Raw genomic sequence first — 15875 nt, forward strand, 5'->3', positions numbered from 1 at the left:
GTATGAGATTCGACTGTCTTGTTCGAAGTTTTTTTGCTTTGGTGCGTCGCCGCTTCAGTGCGATGGCCTTCATCCTGCTGTGCATCGCAGCGCCCCAGGCTTCTGCACTGATCATCGGGGAATTTCGGGTGCGCGGCCCCAGTGGCGCCAATGATGAATTCATCAAGCTTTACAACGAAACTGCTGCACCACTGACCGTAGTCGCCACCGGCACCGGTACCGGGTACGGCGTTGCAGCGTCGGATGGCGTGCTGCGGTGTTCCGTCCCCAATGGCACGGTCATCCCCGCCCACGGGCACTACCTGTGCACCAACAGCGGTGCCTATTCCATCGGCGGCTACCCCGCTGGCAATGGCACAACGGCCACGGGCGACGCCACCTACGTCACGGACATTCCCGACAATGCCGGGATTGCCTTGTTCAGCAGCAATACCCCCGCCGAGTTCTTGCTGGCCAACCGCCTTGATGCCGTGGGCTCCACGTCGGAGGCCAACACGCTGTACAAGGAAGGCACGGGGTATTCCGCATTGACCCCCTTCTCCATCAACTATTCGTTTACCCGCGACATTTGTGGAAAACAAGGCGCCATCGCCAGTTTCACGGCCTGCGCGACCACGGGCGTGGCCATCGATACCAACAACAACGCCACCGATTTCTATTTTGTAGATACCAACGGTACCTCGGCAGGCGCCGGACAGCGGCTGGGGGCACCATCGCCCTCCAACCTGAGCAGCCCCGTCATCGGCAGCATCGTCAGCCCCGCCTTGCTCGACCCTTGTGTGGCCGCGCCAGCGCCGCCCAACTCGGTGCGGGACTTGACGAGCGACCCCGCCAACAACTCCACGTTTGGCACGCTGGACGTCCGCCGGACCTTCACCAATACGAGTGGTGGCAACCTGACGCGGCTGCGCTTCAAGATCATTGACCTGACGACGTTCCCCGCTCCTTCCGGCATTGCGGATCTGCGCCCCCGCACATCTTCGAGCGTGGTGGTCACCGTAGACCGCGCGCCCTGCGGCTCTGGCACGAGCAACGTGACCGTGGAAGGCACCACGCTAGAGCAACCGCCTTCGCAACCCAACGGCGGTGGCTTCAACTCCACCATGTCCGTCGGGGCTGTGAGCTTGGGCACCCCTCTGGCCGCAGGCGCCTCCATCGACGTCCGGTTCCTGCTGGGGATCCAGCAAACGGGCAGCTACCGCTTGGGCATCGTGATCGAGGGCCTTCCACAAGGCGGGGGGGTCTTTGAAGTCGTTGGCTGTACCGATGGCTGCCCGCTCGTGCAATCCATTGTTCGTGCCGATGCGGACCCCACTGTAGCGGCGTCGGTCAACTACACCGTCACCTTTACGACCCCGGTCACCGGCGTGGATGCGTCGGATTTTGTGCTGACATCCACCGGAACCATCGCAGGTGCCTCCGTCACCGGCGTCAGTGGCGCAGGCGCCGTCTACACCGTGACCGTCAATACAGGAACAGGCAGCGGCACATTGCGCCTGGACGTGAATGACGACAATACGATCAATGCCGGTGGCTCTCTCCTGGGCGGACCCACGGTGGGTGACGGCAATTTCACCACCGGAGCCTTCTACACCATCACCCGGGGCGTAGGGCCCATCAGCAACATCCCGACCCTGAGCGAATACGCCATGATGCTCTTGGGCCTGGCGCTCATGGGCTCGGTGTGGCTGCAACGCAAGCGGGGCAACCTTCGCTGATCTGCATCGTCTGAAATAACTGCATCGGCAGGGACTCGACTGGCGCGCCTTCTGGGCGCGCTAGTCGTTTCTGGCAGCGGTATTGAAGCCTGCCGCCAAAGCCTTCCTTCAACCTGATGGGTCGCGCGCGTGAGCCACTGCCCGGCATTGGATCCAGCGAGAACGAGGCGACCGAGCGACAACGTTTCCCTCGCGCTCTTAAAATGCGCAGGCCACCGAGCCCCCGCCCCTGCATGGACGCCCCCTCCCTCTCCTTCCCCATCCGCACAGAATGCCCGCCCGGCGCCTGTGTCTGTGACCGGGACGCCCTCCTGCAATCGCCCGGTGGCGACACGCGCATCCTGCAGCTCACCCAGGCCGAAGAGAAAAAGCTGCTGCAGCGGCTGGAAAACGTCAGCAGCCTGAACGACCTGCGCCGCATACAGGAACGCATGGAGCAGCAGCTGGGCCTGCGCCTGACCATCGCCCCCAGCCCCAACGAAGTGCGCACCCTGCGCGGCATCACCATCCTGGTCCATGAGCAGCGCGGCCTGTGCCGCAAGACGCGCCAGGCCATCCCGGCCGCCATCAAGAAGGGCATGGACCAGCGGCCGGAGATCACGTACGAGCTGCTGAACGAGGGCGGGTTGTTCTCGGGGTTGTGACCCCGCGCAGCCGCCCTTCACCCACCCGCCCTGCCCGCCGCATGCAAGACGATCTGTTCGGCAGTCCCGAAGCCCCGACACCTCCCGCGCCTTCCCGGCATTCCACCCGGCCCACCAAAGCCGATGCCCCCGAAGCCGCAGAATACGCCGCACCGCCTGCCCAGCGCAAACGCTCCAGCCAAGTAACCGCCATGGCTCCCGACGGCGCGCTCACCGCCCTTGCCACCACCCTGCCCCCGCAGCTACGCCTGGGCACATCCAGCTGGACCTACCCCGGCTGGAAAGGCCTGGTGTGGGAGGGCGAACATTCCGACACGCAACTGTCCAAGCAAGGCCTGGCGGTATATGCCCAGCACCCGCTGATGCGCACCGTGAGCATTGACCGCAGCTTTTACCGGCCGCTCACCGTCAGCCAGTACGAGCGCTACGCCTCGCAGGCGCCCGACGACTTCCGGTTTGTGGTGAAGGCGCCGAGTGTGGTGACCGACGCCCTGGTGCGCAGCGAAGACGGCCGGGGCCGCCAGGCCAACCCGGCATTTTTGAGCCCCGAACTGGCACTCAGCGAGTGTGTGGAGCCTGCCCTGCAAGGCCTGGGGCACAAGCTGGGCGCACTGGTGTTCCAGCTCAGCCCGCTGCCGCTGGCGCAGCTGGACCGCCTGCCGCTGCTGCTGGAGCGCCTGCGCACCATGCTGCTCGCCCTGCCAGCCCTCGCGCCCACGGCGCCCGATGGGGTGATTGCGGTGGAAGTGCGCGACCCCGAATGGCTGACCCCCGACTTTGCCGCCGTGCTGCGCGAAGCCGGTGCCACCTACTGCCTGGGCCTGCACGCCAAGATGCCGCCACTGCAGCAACAGCTGCCCATGCTGCGCGCGCTGTGGCCAGGCCCCCTGGTGTGCCGCTGGAACCTGAACCCGGTGCACGGCCCCTATGGCTATGAAGAGGCGGAACGGCTGTACGACCCGTATGACCGCCTGCACCACCCCGACCTGCCAACCCGCGCCGAGCTTGCCAGCGTGATTGCGGGCATCACCCGCCGGGGGCAGAACGCGTTTGTGACCATCAGCAACCACGCCGAGGGCTGCGCGCCGCTGACGGTGCGGGGCGTGGCAGAAGAAGTGGCTGCGGTGCTGGCGACGCATGTACGGCAGGGACGTCCAGGCGTTTGAAAGTGGGCACGATGGAGGCCCGAAGCCGCAGCCAGCTTTGTGCAGCCAGCTACTCACATATTCATAGCTGCTAGCACTCGCACCATAAGCGTCAGGGCCAATTTTCATCCGAATTTTTGGGGGAAACGCCCTAGGTTGTGTTCGCTCAGCGTGACTCCAAACGCCCGACTGTACTGCCCAGGCATCAGGCCTTAGGCAGACAGGCCCAAACGGCCATACGACCGAGAACAAGTCATCGCAGTTGCTCGGGCCTATTGAAAGAAAGGCCGGCACGATCACGTCATTGCCCGGTGATTTTTTGGGGGGGACTTAGCGAGCATCGTCTAGACCCCAGACGTCAACACCGAAAGGACCTAACCTCAATGCCAGCAAACAACACCTACCAGAGTTGGTAGTTACAAACTCTTGATGGGGATTCTCTAATTGGCACCCGCTTCTGCGCATGCGCCGCACCACCTATATTTTTGATGACCATTAATTTTATCGATGAAATTGACTTCACTACAAGGCGGTGAAGCAAAACCATCCATCGATAGCAAGCACCAAGCAATATTAATCACAGGGAGGAAATTTTGAAAAATAAATCCGCAAAATGGCTATGGGCCATTTTATTTTCCACAACCGCTATCGGACACGCACAAGAGGCGATTCCAGACTTCTACAAAGAACCTGGCATTCAGCCCAACAGGGCATTCGTCAATCAAAGCCAAAATGAAAATATCGACCCGTTTACGGGTGCACTCCAGCGACACTACATAGACCTCAGAATTCCTGGCAACGGTGGAATGGATTTAACCATTGTCCGCTCTTACAACAGCAGCAGTGTCGATCCTGCCAACCCGACACAGCCCAGAATGAGCGCTGGCTTGGGATGGACCCTGCATTTTGGTCGCATTCTAAAGTCTCGAAACTCATACCCTTGTCTGAATCAAAATCTTGAGTCCGTTTCAGACAACCCCATCCTAGAACTTCCAGATGGCAGTCGGCAGCTGCTTACCTTCACCGGCCAAAATTCTCCGCTGATGATTACCACGCAGCGATGGAAAGCTATGTGCAGCACCAGTGGCATAGGCTTGGTAGTTACCTCACCCGACGGGATGGTTTATGACATGACCCAAGCGTTGGGATCCGGGTCGACCGCTAATCCAATGTATGAGTGGCACACCAAAAAAATCACGGATCGCAATGGAAACTACATCAACATTAATTATGCATCGGCATCTAGCGCAGAGATACGCAGCATTAGCACCAGTGATGGAAGATCTGCCTCATTTACATACATTGACTCAGGAAAAACAACTGCACGGATTAGCAGCATAACCAGTGCTGGACAAACCTACGATTATTCTTACAAGCCCTCTGGTATCGCAGGAGTCTATCAACTGAGCACCGTTACCAGGCCAGACAATGCTACCTGGGAGTACGATTATTCGGAAAATAATGGTGCCTCTGCCGGGAGCTATCTCATGCGTTCCGCCACAACACCACAAGGCGGGAGCATCACCTACACCTACGATTTCGTATTTTTTGACTCACAGTCCAATCCAGCCAGCAAATCCAATGTTGTGAGCAAGAAGTCAATGAGTACGGGAGGAATCTGGTCATTCGACTATTCCCCCGGGGGCAATAGCTCCTTGGATACGACTCGAGTCACCTCGCCAGAAGGAACGACGACCTATAAGCACGTAGGCCCCAACTATGCTGGCGCTGGCAGCATCTGGAAGGTCGGTTTGTTGATCCAGAAACGCATTGGCGACGAACAAACTGAACAATACACCTGGAGTGGACAGAGAATTTCCACGGAAACCTATGTTCGGCCCGGAGCATTTGTGACCAGATTCGATTATCTTGAAACCAATGCACCGTTGCTCACACGCAAAACCATTACTCGCGACGGCGCAAGCTACGATACTGCCTATAGCAATTTCGATAGTTATGGAAACCCTCGCACCATCACCGAATCAGGCACAAGGGGTGGCGACAGAACAACTACCGTCAGCTACTATACAAATACATCGAAGTGGATCATCAGGCAGCCGCAAAACGAAAGTTCCTCGGGTCACTCGATCACCCGGGATTTCGATAGCAGCGGCAACATGACCAATGAGACAAAAAATGGTGCCTCGATCAGCCGAACCTACGATAGCGCCGGCAATGTAAGCAGCGCCACCTTCCCAAGGTCGCTAACGCATAGTTATTCCAACTACAGCCGTGGTGTTGCACAAAACGAAAGCCAGCCTGAAGGAATTTCCATAACACGAGAAGTGAGCAACGCTGGCAATGTAACCTCCGAAACCATTGGAGGTGAAACAACTCGCTATGGATATGACTCCATGAACAGGATCACCTCTGTGGACTACCCAGAGGGCAATAACGTCAACATCAGCTACACCAGCCGAAGCCGCACCGCAACGCGTGGATCACTGACAGAAACGATCAACTACAACTCCTTCGGAAGAGTATTCTCAGTCACCCGAGGGGGTATCAGTACCTCATACTCCACAGATGCACTGGGGCGCACTACATTCATATCCAACCCCGGCAGCAGCTCGGGCACATCGTACTCCTACGATATTCTGGATCGCGTCGCTCAAATCCGGAATCCAGATGGAACATCCAAATTCATCAACTATGGATCTTCCTCCAAATCGGTCAGAGATGAAAATGGCAATACCACCATTAATTACTATCGCGCATATGGCGACCCTGACAAAAAATTCCTGATGGCCATCACTACGCCTGATTCCAGCGCGAGCATGGACTACGACCGCAACAGCAAGGACCTTATTACGTCTGCCAAGCAAGCTGGGATAACAAGGCACTATTCTTATAACAGCAGTGGATATATGATTTCCGCAACCCATCCAGAAACGGGCACGACATCCTACGGCCGGGATGCAGCGGGCAATATGACATCCAAGAATGTGGGATCTTCAGGCACCACCACGTACAGTTACGACAGCCAGAATCGGCTGAGAACCATCAATTACACAGGCGCCACGCCTTCTGTTACCCACACTTATGATGACAGGCACCGTTTACTGCGAACATTCTCGACAGATGCTACCCGCAGCTTTTCCTATGATGGAAACGGAAACCTCCAGTCTGAAACATTGAATGCCAATGGAATGACCTGGACGGCCAGGTATGGATACAACGAAAATGACCACCTGACTTCCATTACCTACCCTTTCTCCGGTGAAATTGTGCGCTACGGCGTGGATGCGCTCGGGCGCCCTACTTCCGTCTCCGGGTATATCACCAGTGTCAGTTATTGGCCATCAGGGCAGGTCAACAGGATTACGTATGCGAATGGCGTCTCCTCAGAGTACAGCCAAAATTCTCGCCTGTGGCCCAGTTCATTTTCTACAGTTCGGTCATCAACCCCCTACAGCCGGTCCTCACTGTCCTACGACGGCGTTGGCAATCTGACCGGCATTTCAGACAGCATCGACAATGCTTATGACCGCACCTTTGGATATGACAACCTGGATCGCCTGACCAGCCTGAGAACACCGCAAGGTTCCGGAAGTATTTCCTACGATGGCGCTGGCAATATCACGTCGCAGACTATTCCAGGATTACGACTTTCCTACCACTACGACAGCAGCAATCTGCTCAGTAGCATGACGGCAACGCCAGGCAACACCGCAAATCACTCATACGACGCCATGGGCAACATCATCGTGCGCGGCCCCCGAACATTTGAGTACGACAGCGTTCCCAATCTCAAGTGCATCAACTGCTCCACCGCCGCAACCCGCGTGCAATACGCCTACGACGGTGACCAAAAGCGCACCCAGGTCATCCAGGGAGGCATCACTACGCATGAGTTCCATGGTGCCCACGGCAACCTGCTGGCCGACTACTCCCCCAGCTCCCGCAGGCTGGTTCAGTACATCTACCTGAACGGCAAGCGGATCGCCCAGAAGGAGTCCGCACAATGATCTCGATCTCCACGCTCCACTCCTTCTGGTTGCGCCTTCTGGCACGCCTTGCTCTGCTGCTGGCCTTCGGCGCCTTTGCAGCCAGCGCTGGCGCCCAGACCACCGTCACGTTCTTTCACAACGACATTCTGGGCAGCCCCGCCATCGCCACCGATGCCGATGGCGCCGTGGTCTGGAAGGAGAACTACCTGCCCTACGGGCATCGCCTGCAAGCGCCCGCCGCCGGTGCCAACAACAAGCTGTGGTTTGCGGGCAAGCCGTACGACCAGACGAACTGGATTACCTACATGGGGGCGCGCTACTACATCCCTCTGATAGGGCGTTTTACGGGCGTTGATCCGGTTGACTTCAAAGAAGAAAACACTCACTCGTTCAACCGGTACGCCTACGCCAATAACAACCCCTACAAATACGTGGACCCGGATGGGCGGCAGGCCGAAGTGAACGTGTTTCCAAACTTCGACCCGATGGGGTACCTAAAGGGTCTTGCAGTCGAATCGATAAAATTTACGGCGATGGCTGCAGGCGGGGCAGGCGGTGCGGCGGAAAAAGTAGTTGCCGGATCAGTTGCGGCGAAGGGAATAGCCGCCGATGCTCAGTTTGCACAGAAAACCTATGGCGCGATGTTCAGCAAGGACGGTATTTTTGCAGGCAAGAGTGTTGATGAAGTGGCTGCTGCACTCCGCTCTGGTGCCATGAAGCCATCTGAAGTTCCGATCGACTACATCGTTCGAGATAGCAAGACCATCATCTTGAATACACGTTCTTCGCAGGCGCTTGATTCGGCAGGGGTCGCAAGGTCAGAGTGGAATACGGTTAATCGAACTGGCAGCGGAGAATTTGAGAAGAGGCTCACTGATCAACTATCGCACAACCCTGGCGGCCCATTTGACACGGTTCGTCGTTCCGGAGGGCAATGATGGAAAAGCTACCGATCTTCTCACTCCCGTGCCCTTCTACTGCGGCGGTTCGTGAGCCGAAAATTATCGATGAAGACAGAGGGCTTTTGCTCTCGATGGTTTTCGATGACGATGGACACGAGCGCCAGATGGACGTGCTATTCGTCAAGCCACGGGCCTTCCGCAAACGCGCGGAGATTTATTGCACCCTTTGGCATCTCACTGATACTTACGACACGGTCTGCGAGGTCACGGAGTCCGATTGGGTGGCGGAATTACGAAACGATGCAGTGCCTGAATGGCGAGACAGATGGGTCATGCGCCACTTTGTGATCTATGTCGATAGCTTTGGCTGCTTTGAGGTCATCGCGGAATCCGCCGTGCTAAATGACGAGTGTGCCAAGAATTCGGGCGGCACCTGATCAGTCAGCCATACGCCGTTATCTGCCAAGAAGAAAGCGAAACCCCTTACATGCATGCAAAGGGCTTCGACCTTAAAGACAATTGGCTTGCCGTGACGCTGTCCAATGCGATGGGCAACTGCTTCGTCTGCGGACAGGTGAACCTGCTGTCGAGCCTGCGGCTTTAGCCCGATAGATAGGATCGATTCGGCGAATCGCGTTGCGGTCCCGTGGTATAGGAGGCTCGGCGGCTCCTTGGGTGACAACCCTAGTTCTACGACCACCGAATGCCCTTGTGCCGCTCGGATGCGTTGCCCGTCTTTAGAAAGGGAAAATCTTTTCTTCTCACTGGTCTTGACGACACACAGCAAATCCTCCTGTGTGAACTGGGTACCGGCGGTGCGGCTCTGGACGATCAACTCATCGATTAAAGCCCAGCCCTGGGGGTCTAGAGCCAACCCGATGGCATCAGGTTTATGCCTAAGGACAAGGCTTAGAAACTTGCTGAGCTGTACAGAGCTGGGGGGGGTCATCTTTATTGGGTCACTTTTGGCATCGTACATTCCTCACTGGCGAGCACATCGACGACATTTGCGATGCGAATTAATGCTGACTGGGGAAAATTTCCCACAGTATCGATCTGTTGCAGCGAGAAGCTATTGTCTATGCAAACCAATATACCTGAACCGCTTCCGCCCACTCAAAGGGCATCACAACGCATGAGTTCCATGGCGCCCACGGCAACCTGCTACCACTACGACAGCAGCAATCTGCTCAGTAGCATGACGGCAACGCCAGGCAACACCGCAAATCACTCATACGACGCCATGGGCAACATCATCGTGCGCGGCCCCCGAACATTTGAGTACGACAGCGTTCCCAATCTCAAGTGCATCAACTGCTCCACCGCCGCCACCCGGGTGCAGTACGCCTACGACGGTGGCCAAAAGCGCACCCAGGTCATCCAGGGAGGCATCACAACGCATGAGTTCCACGGCGCCCACGGCAACCTGCTGGCCGACTACTCCCCCAGCTCCCGCAGGCTGGTTCAGTACATCTACCTGAACGGCAAGCGCATCGCCCAGAAGGAGTCCGCACAATGATCTCGATCTCCACGCTCCACTCCTTCTGGTTGCGTCTTCTGGCACGCCTTGCTCTGCTGCTGGCCTTCGGCGCCTTTGCAGCCAGCGCTGGCGCCCAGACCACCATCACGTTCTTTCACAACGACATTCTGGGCAGCCCCGCCATCGCCACCGATGCCGATGGCGCCGTGGTCTGGAAGGAAAACTATCTGCCCTATGGGCACCGGCTGCAAGCGCCCGCCGCCGGTGCCAACAACAAGCTGTGGTTTGCGGGCAAGCCGTACGACCAGACGAACTGGATTACCTATATGGGGGCGCGCTACTACATCCCCCTGATCGGGCGTTTTACCAGCGTTGATCCCCAAGGCATCGTCCCGGAAAACCCGCACAGCTTCAACCGGTATGCGTATGCCAACAACAACCCCTACAAATATGTGGACCCGGATGGGAGGTCTGCAACTTGGGCTCTGAAAGTCTTGGTGACTGCAGCAGTACTTGTTGGAGCGGCGAACCACCTGACACCGGAGCAGCGAGCGCGGATGGAACAGGCTGGGGCTTTGCTTCAGCAGCGCACGAGTGAATTGCTGGATCGGGCTTCTGGGTTGGTTTTTAATGAGGGGGCAGATACGTCCAAAGGGCAGGTAGATACGGCGGTAAATGGCTTGACAGAAGGATTGAAAAACGAAACGGACGCCAAAGGGCGGCCAACGAAAGGGCAGTATGTCAAGCCCGGGGGCGATGCACAAAAGGACCTAGATTCGCTGCCGGGAACTGCAGGTGACAATGGTCAGAAAATTTTGCCCGATGGCAGCGTTGCAGGTATACATACCTCGACTACAACGGGCCTGGACACACTACACGTTCACCGACCCTCAGGGAGTCGGGACATAAAAATTCGCTATCCACAATGAAATATATTCATGAACTTGAGGCCTGGTCACTTCCAGGCCTGCTATTGCATCCAGAATACAGCAAAACCACTCTCCAAGAGGAAATGTGGAGAGAAGGAGTGCCTAAAAATGTTTTCCTTGGCATAAGTGCAATCCCAGACAAAATTGATTGCGAAAACTTGAAATTTTTAATTCATTCCGGCGAATTGAAGGAAAATGAATTTATGGAATTTTGTGTTATTCATAAATTACCAGAGACCTCGGAATCCGAGGAATCCTCGGCAAAATTTCTTGAATACAAAAAAGGAAGATGTCTCGCCTGGATACACCTCCCCACAGATTCCGGCGCAGATGTTTTATCAAAAATTAAGAAAATACTCCAAATACACGGCCATATCATTATTGATCCACGAAACATGAGTTTATTGATTTAGCAACTTATTCCAGACAGCGCAGATAGAAACTACCGGCAGAACACCCCTCAGGCAAAGCTGCGGCATTAGTAATTAACTGTTCAATGCGCGCAATACGTCTACGACGATGACCAGAAGCGCACTCAGGTTATCCAAGGAGGCATCACTACGCATGAGTTCCATGGTGCCCACGGCAACCTGCTGGCCGACTACTCCCCCAGCTCCCGCAGGCTGGTTCAGTACATCTACCTGAACGGCAAGCGCATCGCCCAGAAGGAGTCCGCACAATGATCTCGATCTCCACGCTCCACTCCTTCTGGCTACGCCTTCTGGCACGCCTTGCTCTGCTGCTGGCCTTCGGCGCCTTTGCAGCCAGCGCTGGCGCCCAGACCACCATCACGTTCTTTCACAACGACATTCTGGGCAGCCCCGCCATCGCCACCGATGCCGATGGCGCCGTGGTCTGGAAGGAAAACTATCTGCCCTATGGGCACCGGCTGCAAGCGCCCGCCGCCGGTGCCAACAACAAGCTGTGGTTTGCGGGCAAGCCGTACGACCAGACGAACTGGATTACCTACATGGGGGCGCGCTACTACATCCCTCTGATAGGGCGTTTTACGGGGATTGATCCCCAGGGAATCGTCCCGGAAAACCCGCACAGCTTCAACCGCTATGCGTATGCCAACAACAACCCCTACAGGTATGTGGACCCGGATGGGAGGTCTGCAACTTTGGCTCTGAAAGTCTTGGTGACTGCAGCAGTACTTGTTGGAGCGGCGAACCACCTGACACCGGAGCAGCGAGCGCGGATGGAACAGGCTGGGGCTTTGCTTCAGCAGCGCACGAGTGAATTGCTGGATCGGGCTTCTGGGTTGGTTTTTAATGAGGGGGGAGGTGCCGCGTCGATCCCGCCGGATCCTGCGTCGGGAAGCGAACCTGACAGGGGAGGACTAACCAAGGCTGGACGAGCGCAACAAAAGCACGGGGATCGAGTAGGTAGCGCCTTCGATCCGGTGAAAGGCACTCCAGAGGATAAAAATACTCAAGGTCAACGAACGTTGGACGGCATTGTGAATTCCCCGGAGCGCGTTGACGGACCAAACCGTCATGGAGGCGTTGACGTTCGCGAAAGCCCTGGTGGGCGTGGCGCTCGGTTTGGGCCGGATGGGAAATTCACAGGGTTCCTTGAACCATAAGAGGCAGCATATGAGAGATGTCAAATGGCAGACGGTAGTTTTGAGTGAACCTGGATATGAGCATCTTATTGCTGAGGTGAGCTATGAGGGACAGTTCTTGCTGCTGTTGGATCGCGAGCAAGGGCGCGATTCAGTATGCATTGCATTCCCAAAGAATGATGGGAAGTTGGGACAACGCATTCTTCTTTCAGAGTTCATTGCGAATCTCAAAAGCGCTGCTGAAAATTTGTGCCAATAACGTTTTCTCAGAGGCCAAGTCAGCTGTAGCCTTTTGGACTTGTGTCCATATCAGCCAGTCATTAGCCACCGATTGCGGAGATAACAGGCCATCCACAATACTGGCTGGCATGCGAAGGTTCGGATGCAGATGACGTCTGTGACTCGGGGCTGGATCTAATGGCTTTGAACTCGAGCTACAGAGGTGTCGCAAAAAACCATGGTGGGCACTGGCCGGTTTTTATCGACCAGGAAAGCCAATCAATCCTACGACGCCATGGGAAACATCATCGTGCGCGGCCCTCGGACTTTCGAGTACGACAGCGTTCCCAATCTCAAGTGCATCAACTGCTCAACCGCCGCCACTCGGGTGCAATACGTCTACGACGGTGACCAGAAGCGCACCCAGGTCATTCAGGGAGGCATCACAACGCATGAGTTCCACGGCGCCCACGGCAACCTGCTGGCCGATTACTCCCCTGGCTCCCGCAGGCTGGTTCAGTACATCTATCTGAACGGCGAGCGCGTAGCACAGAAAGAGTCCGCACAGTGGCCGTCTCATCGCGGCCAATTACTCCTATATTCATAGCTGTTAGCGCTTACCCATTAAGCGCTAGCAGTATTTTTTCCATGTTTTTACAAGAGTTGCTGCACAGCTAGGCATGTACCAGCGCGCCGCGCTTGCCACCCAGCGTGATCCACGCCAGCGCCACGCCCACCAGTGCGCCGGTGGCCATGCCGATCACCATGGGCAAGGGCTTGCCGGTGGCAAACAGGCCCACCACGCCCATGGCCAGGGCGCCGGTCAGCATCTGCAGTGTGCCCAGAAGGGCCGACGCCGTGCCGGCGATGGCGCCGTGTTTCTCCAGCGCCAGCACCGAGGTGGTGGGGATCACCAGCCCCATGAGCGCGCTGGCCACAAAGTACAAGCCGATCAGCACGGCCAGGTCATCACCCCCGGCCAGGTAATACAGCAGCAAGGACGCCATCACCGCGCCCGACGCCGTGGCCGCCACCTTCACCACCCGCGCCATGCCAAAACGCTCGCCGAGCGTGGCGGTGAACTGGGAGGCGCCGATGAACGCCGCCGCGTTGACCCCGAACGCCACGCTGTACTGCGTGGGCGACAGGCCGTAGTGGTTGATGAGCACAAAAGGCGAGCCCGCCAGGTACACAAAAAACCCGGCCATGGCACAGCCACCAATGAACACCAGGCCCAGGTAGTGCCAGTCGCGCAGCAGCAGCGCATAGGCGCGCAGGGCGCCGCCCAGGCTGCTTTCCACGCGGTCGGACGCAGGGCGTGTCTCGTGCAGGCCGCCGTACACCAGCGCCAGCCCCGCCACGGCGGCCACGGCCACCACCCAAAACACACCACGCCAGCCCGTGAGCGCAATCACCCCACTGCCCGCCAGCGGCGCCAGGATGGGCGACACGCTGAACACCAGGATCAGCAACGACATCAGCCGCGCTGCATCGGTGCCCGTGTGCAGGTCACGCACCACGGCACGCGGTATGGCCATGCCCGCCGCCGCGCCCAGGCCCTGCAGGAAACGCAGGGCCACCAGGGTTTCGATGTCCGTCGCCAGCGCGCAGCCCACGCTGGTCAGCGTGAAAAGGCCCAGGCCCAAGTACAGCGGTGGCTTGCGCCCCACCATGTCGGAGACGGGGCCATAGAACAGCTGGCCCGCCCCCAGCGCCAGGAAAAAAGCCGTCAGGCTCCACTGCACGGCACCCACCGACGCCCCCAGGCTGGCGCCAATGTCTGGCAGCGCGGGCAGGTACATATCGATGGCAAACGGCCCAATGGCCGAGAGCAGGCCCAGGATGAGGGCCATTTTGTAGAAGCGGGAGAAATGCATAGCCGCCCATTGTCACCATTTCGGTGCATGCATTTCGGGTAAACCCTGCATGGACGGCATAAGAGTGCGGCCATGCCACTGCGGGCAGTGGTCGCACCAAAGCCCAACCCCTCAGTCTGGAGCCTGCTCGATGCGATTGCGCCCGCCCTGCTTTGCGCGGTACATGGCGCGGTCGGCGCGGCGCACCAGTTCTTCGGGGGCCTGGTCGCGCTGGGGCACCACGGTGGCCACGCCAAAACTCACGGTCACGATGCCAGAGGGTGCGCCCTCATGCGGCAGGGCCAGCGCCTGGATGGCGTGCTGGATCTGGTGGGCCACGTCCATGGCGGCCTGGGCATCCGACGCGGGCAACAGCACCACGAATTCCTCGCCGCCAAAGCGTGCTGCCAGGTCCCCCTCGCGGCGCCCGCCGGTTTGCGCCAGGGTCAGGGCCAGCGCCTGCAGGCAGGCATCGCCCGCCAGATGGCCGTAGTGGTCGTTGAAATGCTTGAACACGTCCACGTCCAGCATGATCAGCGACAGGGGGGCCTGGGCGCGCTGGGCACGCGCCCATTCGTGCGCCAGGGCCTGGTCAAAGTGGCGCCGGTTGGCGATGCCGGTGAGCCCGTCGGTGTTGCTGATCAGCTGCAGCTGCTGGTTGGCCTGGGCCAGGGCCTGGGTGCGCTCGTCGACCAGAGCCTGCAACTCGCGGTTGTGCTCCTGCAGCCGGTCCACCGGGTACACCTCGCCCGCACGGGCCACACCGAACGGGATGGAGATGCTGCTGTGCGCAACCTTCCAGTCATCGCCCTCGTGGCGAAACACCAGCACCAGCCGCGCGGTCTCGCGTGCAAACAATGCGTCGGGGATGGGCAGCTGGATATGAAAAAACGCGGTGACGGCCACCACGTCATCACTCAGCTCCTGGGGGAAAAGGTCCACCACGTCAATGCCGATGCGGCCTGGCACCTGGGCAAAGTCCTGCAGCGTGACCTCGACCCACTCGCTGCGACTCTTGATCAGCTGGTCGCTGCTGCCCGCAAAGCCGCTGAAGTTATCGCTAAAGCGCGTGACCAGACGTGCATCCCGCGCGGCATACATCTCGATGTACTCATCGAACAACAGGCGGATCAGTCGCTGGCGTTCCGGTGACATGGGCGGGTTCCTCTGGAGCAGCGGTGGGGTGGTGCGCGCAGCCCGCAGCGCAAACTGCGGCCGGGCGCTCTGATGAATGTAGCACTCAACGCCCTTCTGTAAAGGCTGTGGTGGCTGCGCGCAACATCCAGCCTGCCAGCCGAACTCGGCCACGCCGATCCAGCCCGTACCGCGCAAGACACTGTCCCCCAGCACCCCGACCCCGCGTTCAGCCTATGTGCGCTGGCAGACAGTGAACGCCCTTTCAAGCCGTCAGACTGTGTCACGAGTAAGGACGTTGTTCTGATGGCGGTGGTTTGGTCCCAGTTCC

15 protein-coding genes are annotated in these 15875 nt (G+C 58.2%); 12 read left to right on the forward strand and 3 right to left on the reverse strand.

Annotated features, from left to right (window positions below):
- The first annotated feature begins 62 nt into the window (after positions 1-62).
- From ARADN35_RS0120570 to ARADN35_RS28310, 6 genes are all read left to right on the forward strand, one after another.
- Positions 63-1718 carry an IPTL-CTERM sorting domain-containing protein gene (locus ARADN35_RS0120570; protein WP_010465562.1) on the forward strand — a complete coding sequence of 552 codons (1656 nt, stop codon included), beginning with the start codon at positions 63-65 and terminating at the stop codon, positions 1716-1718.
- A 233-nt stretch (positions 1719-1951) separates the two neighbouring features.
- A complete protein-coding gene (locus tag ARADN35_RS0120575) occupies positions 1952-2362 on the forward strand; it encodes a hypothetical protein (RefSeq protein WP_010465564.1) in 411 nt (136 codons plus the stop codon).
- 41 nt (positions 2363-2403) lie between these two features.
- Positions 2404-3528 carry a DUF72 domain-containing protein gene (locus tag ARADN35_RS0120580; protein WP_029414242.1) on the forward strand — a complete coding sequence of 375 codons (1125 nt, stop codon included), beginning with the start codon at positions 2404-2406 and terminating at the stop codon, positions 3526-3528.
- Positions 3529-4100: 572 nt separating this feature from the next.
- A complete protein-coding gene (locus ARADN35_RS28405; protein WP_208856831.1) occupies positions 4101-7475 on the forward strand; it encodes an RHS repeat domain-containing protein in 3375 nt (1124 codons plus the stop codon).
- Positions 7472-8395 (forward strand): RHS repeat domain-containing protein, encoded by a 924-nt coding sequence (locus ARADN35_RS28595; RefSeq protein WP_010465571.1) that lies wholly within the window; start codon positions 7472-7474, stop codon positions 8393-8395. Before ARADN35_RS28405 ends, ARADN35_RS28595 begins: the two co-directional genes overlap by 4 nt.
- Positions 8395-8796, forward strand: coding sequence for a hypothetical protein (locus ARADN35_RS28310; protein ID WP_010465572.1), 402 nt, complete (start codon positions 8395-8397; stop codon positions 8794-8796). Before ARADN35_RS28595 ends, ARADN35_RS28310 begins: the two co-directional genes overlap by 1 nt.
- On the opposite strand, the gene ARADN35_RS27510 is transcribed toward ARADN35_RS28310, so the two are convergent.
- The gene (locus ARADN35_RS27510) at positions 8709-9338 is read right to left on the reverse strand and encodes an RNA 2'-phosphotransferase (protein WP_010465574.1); all 630 of its coding nucleotides are present in this window, start codon (positions 9336-9338) and stop codon (positions 8709-8711) included. The two genes, ARADN35_RS28310 and ARADN35_RS27510, sit on opposite strands and share 88 nt — an antisense overlap.
- Before the next feature lie 165 nt (positions 9339-9503).
- Here ARADN35_RS27510 and ARADN35_RS0120600 point away from each other — a divergent pair, with 165 nt between their 5' ends.
- The 6 genes from ARADN35_RS0120600 (at position 9504) to ARADN35_RS0120620 (ending at position 13161) form a co-directional block, all read left to right on the forward strand.
- The gene (locus ARADN35_RS0120600) at positions 9504-9878 is read left to right on the forward strand and encodes a hypothetical protein (RefSeq protein WP_010465577.1); all 375 of its coding nucleotides are present in this window, start codon (positions 9504-9506) and stop codon (positions 9876-9878) included.
- A complete protein-coding gene (locus ARADN35_RS0120605) occupies positions 9875-10768 on the forward strand; it encodes an RHS repeat-associated core domain-containing protein (protein ID WP_010465578.1) in 894 nt (297 codons plus the stop codon). The genes ARADN35_RS0120600 and ARADN35_RS0120605 overlap by 4 nt, the downstream gene beginning before the upstream one ends.
- Positions 10765-11181: a hypothetical protein gene (locus ARADN35_RS28075; RefSeq protein ID WP_139019219.1), complete on the forward strand. Its 417-nt coding sequence runs from the start codon at positions 10765-10767 to the stop codon at positions 11179-11181. Before ARADN35_RS0120605 ends, ARADN35_RS28075 begins: the two co-directional genes overlap by 4 nt.
- A 266-nt stretch (positions 11182-11447) precedes the next feature.
- Positions 11448-12356 (forward strand): RHS repeat domain-containing protein, encoded by a 909-nt coding sequence (locus ARADN35_RS27520; protein ID WP_010465580.1) that lies wholly within the window; start codon positions 11448-11450, stop codon positions 12354-12356.
- A 10-nt stretch (positions 12357-12366) separates the two neighbouring features.
- A complete protein-coding gene (locus ARADN35_RS0120615) occupies positions 12367-12594 on the forward strand; it encodes a hypothetical protein (RefSeq protein WP_029414247.1) in 228 nt (75 codons plus the stop codon).
- 183 nt (positions 12595-12777) lie between these two features.
- Entirely contained in the window at positions 12778-13161 is a 384-nt protein-coding gene (locus ARADN35_RS0120620) for a sugar-binding protein (RefSeq protein ID WP_242421375.1), read from the forward strand.
- A 67-nt stretch (positions 13162-13228) separates the two neighbouring features.
- Here the strand turns inward: ARADN35_RS0120620 and ARADN35_RS0120625 are convergent, their stop codons facing one another.
- Both ARADN35_RS0120625 and ARADN35_RS0120630 read right to left on the reverse strand, forming a co-directional pair.
- The gene (locus tag ARADN35_RS0120625) at positions 13229-14431 is read right to left on the reverse strand and encodes a multidrug effflux MFS transporter (protein WP_010465582.1); all 1203 of its coding nucleotides are present in this window, start codon (positions 14429-14431) and stop codon (positions 13229-13231) included.
- A 111-nt stretch (positions 14432-14542) separates the two neighbouring features.
- A complete protein-coding gene (locus ARADN35_RS0120630) occupies positions 14543-15565 on the reverse strand; it encodes a GGDEF domain-containing protein (RefSeq protein ID WP_010465583.1) in 1023 nt (340 codons plus the stop codon).
- Positions 15566-15875: the final 310 nt, after the last annotated feature.

Origin of the sequence: Acidovorax radicis N35 (assembly GCF_000204195.1) — a bacterium.
Taxonomy (GTDB): Bacteria; Pseudomonadota; Gammaproteobacteria; order Burkholderiales; family Burkholderiaceae_C; genus Acidovorax; species Acidovorax radicis.

Bases quoted from the DNA above. Each gene is read 5' to 3' on its own strand.
- ARADN35_RS0120615 (WP_029414247.1), top strand. From the start codon at position 12,367: ATGAGAGATGTCAAATGGCAGACGGTAGTTTTGAGTGAACCTGGATAT.
- ARADN35_RS28310 (WP_010465572.1), top strand. From the start codon at position 8,395: ATGGAAAAGCTACCGATCTTCTCACTCCCGTGCCCTTCTACTGCGGCG.
- ARADN35_RS0120570 (WP_010465562.1), top strand. From the start codon at position 63: ATGGCCTTCATCCTGCTGTGCATCGCAGCGCCCCAGGCTTCTGCACTG.
- ARADN35_RS0120575 (WP_010465564.1), top strand. From the start codon at position 1,952: ATGGACGCCCCCTCCCTCTCCTTCCCCATCCGCACAGAATGCCCGCCC.
- ARADN35_RS0120600 (WP_010465577.1), top strand. From the start codon at position 9,504: ATGGCGCCCACGGCAACCTGCTACCACTACGACAGCAGCAATCTGCTC.
- ARADN35_RS0120630 (WP_010465583.1), bottom strand. From the start codon at position 15,565: ATGTCACCGGAACGCCAGCGACTGATCCGCCTGTTGTTCGATGAGTAC.
- ARADN35_RS28595 (WP_010465571.1), top strand. From the start codon at position 7,472: ATGATCTCGATCTCCACGCTCCACTCCTTCTGGTTGCGCCTTCTGGCA.
- ARADN35_RS0120625 (WP_010465582.1), bottom strand. From the start codon at position 14,431: ATGCATTTCTCCCGCTTCTACAAAATGGCCCTCATCCTGGGCCTGCTC.
- ARADN35_RS27510 (WP_010465574.1), bottom strand. From the start codon at position 9,338: ATGTACGATGCCAAAAGTGACCCAATAAAGATGACCCCCCCCAGCTCT.
- ARADN35_RS27520 (WP_010465580.1), top strand. From the start codon at position 11,448: ATGATCTCGATCTCCACGCTCCACTCCTTCTGGCTACGCCTTCTGGCA.
- ARADN35_RS28075 (WP_139019219.1), top strand. From the start codon at position 10,765: ATGAAATATATTCATGAACTTGAGGCCTGGTCACTTCCAGGCCTGCTA.
- ARADN35_RS0120580 (WP_029414242.1), top strand. From the start codon at position 2,404: ATGCAAGACGATCTGTTCGGCAGTCCCGAAGCCCCGACACCTCCCGCG.
- ARADN35_RS0120605 (WP_010465578.1), top strand. From the start codon at position 9,875: ATGATCTCGATCTCCACGCTCCACTCCTTCTGGTTGCGTCTTCTGGCA.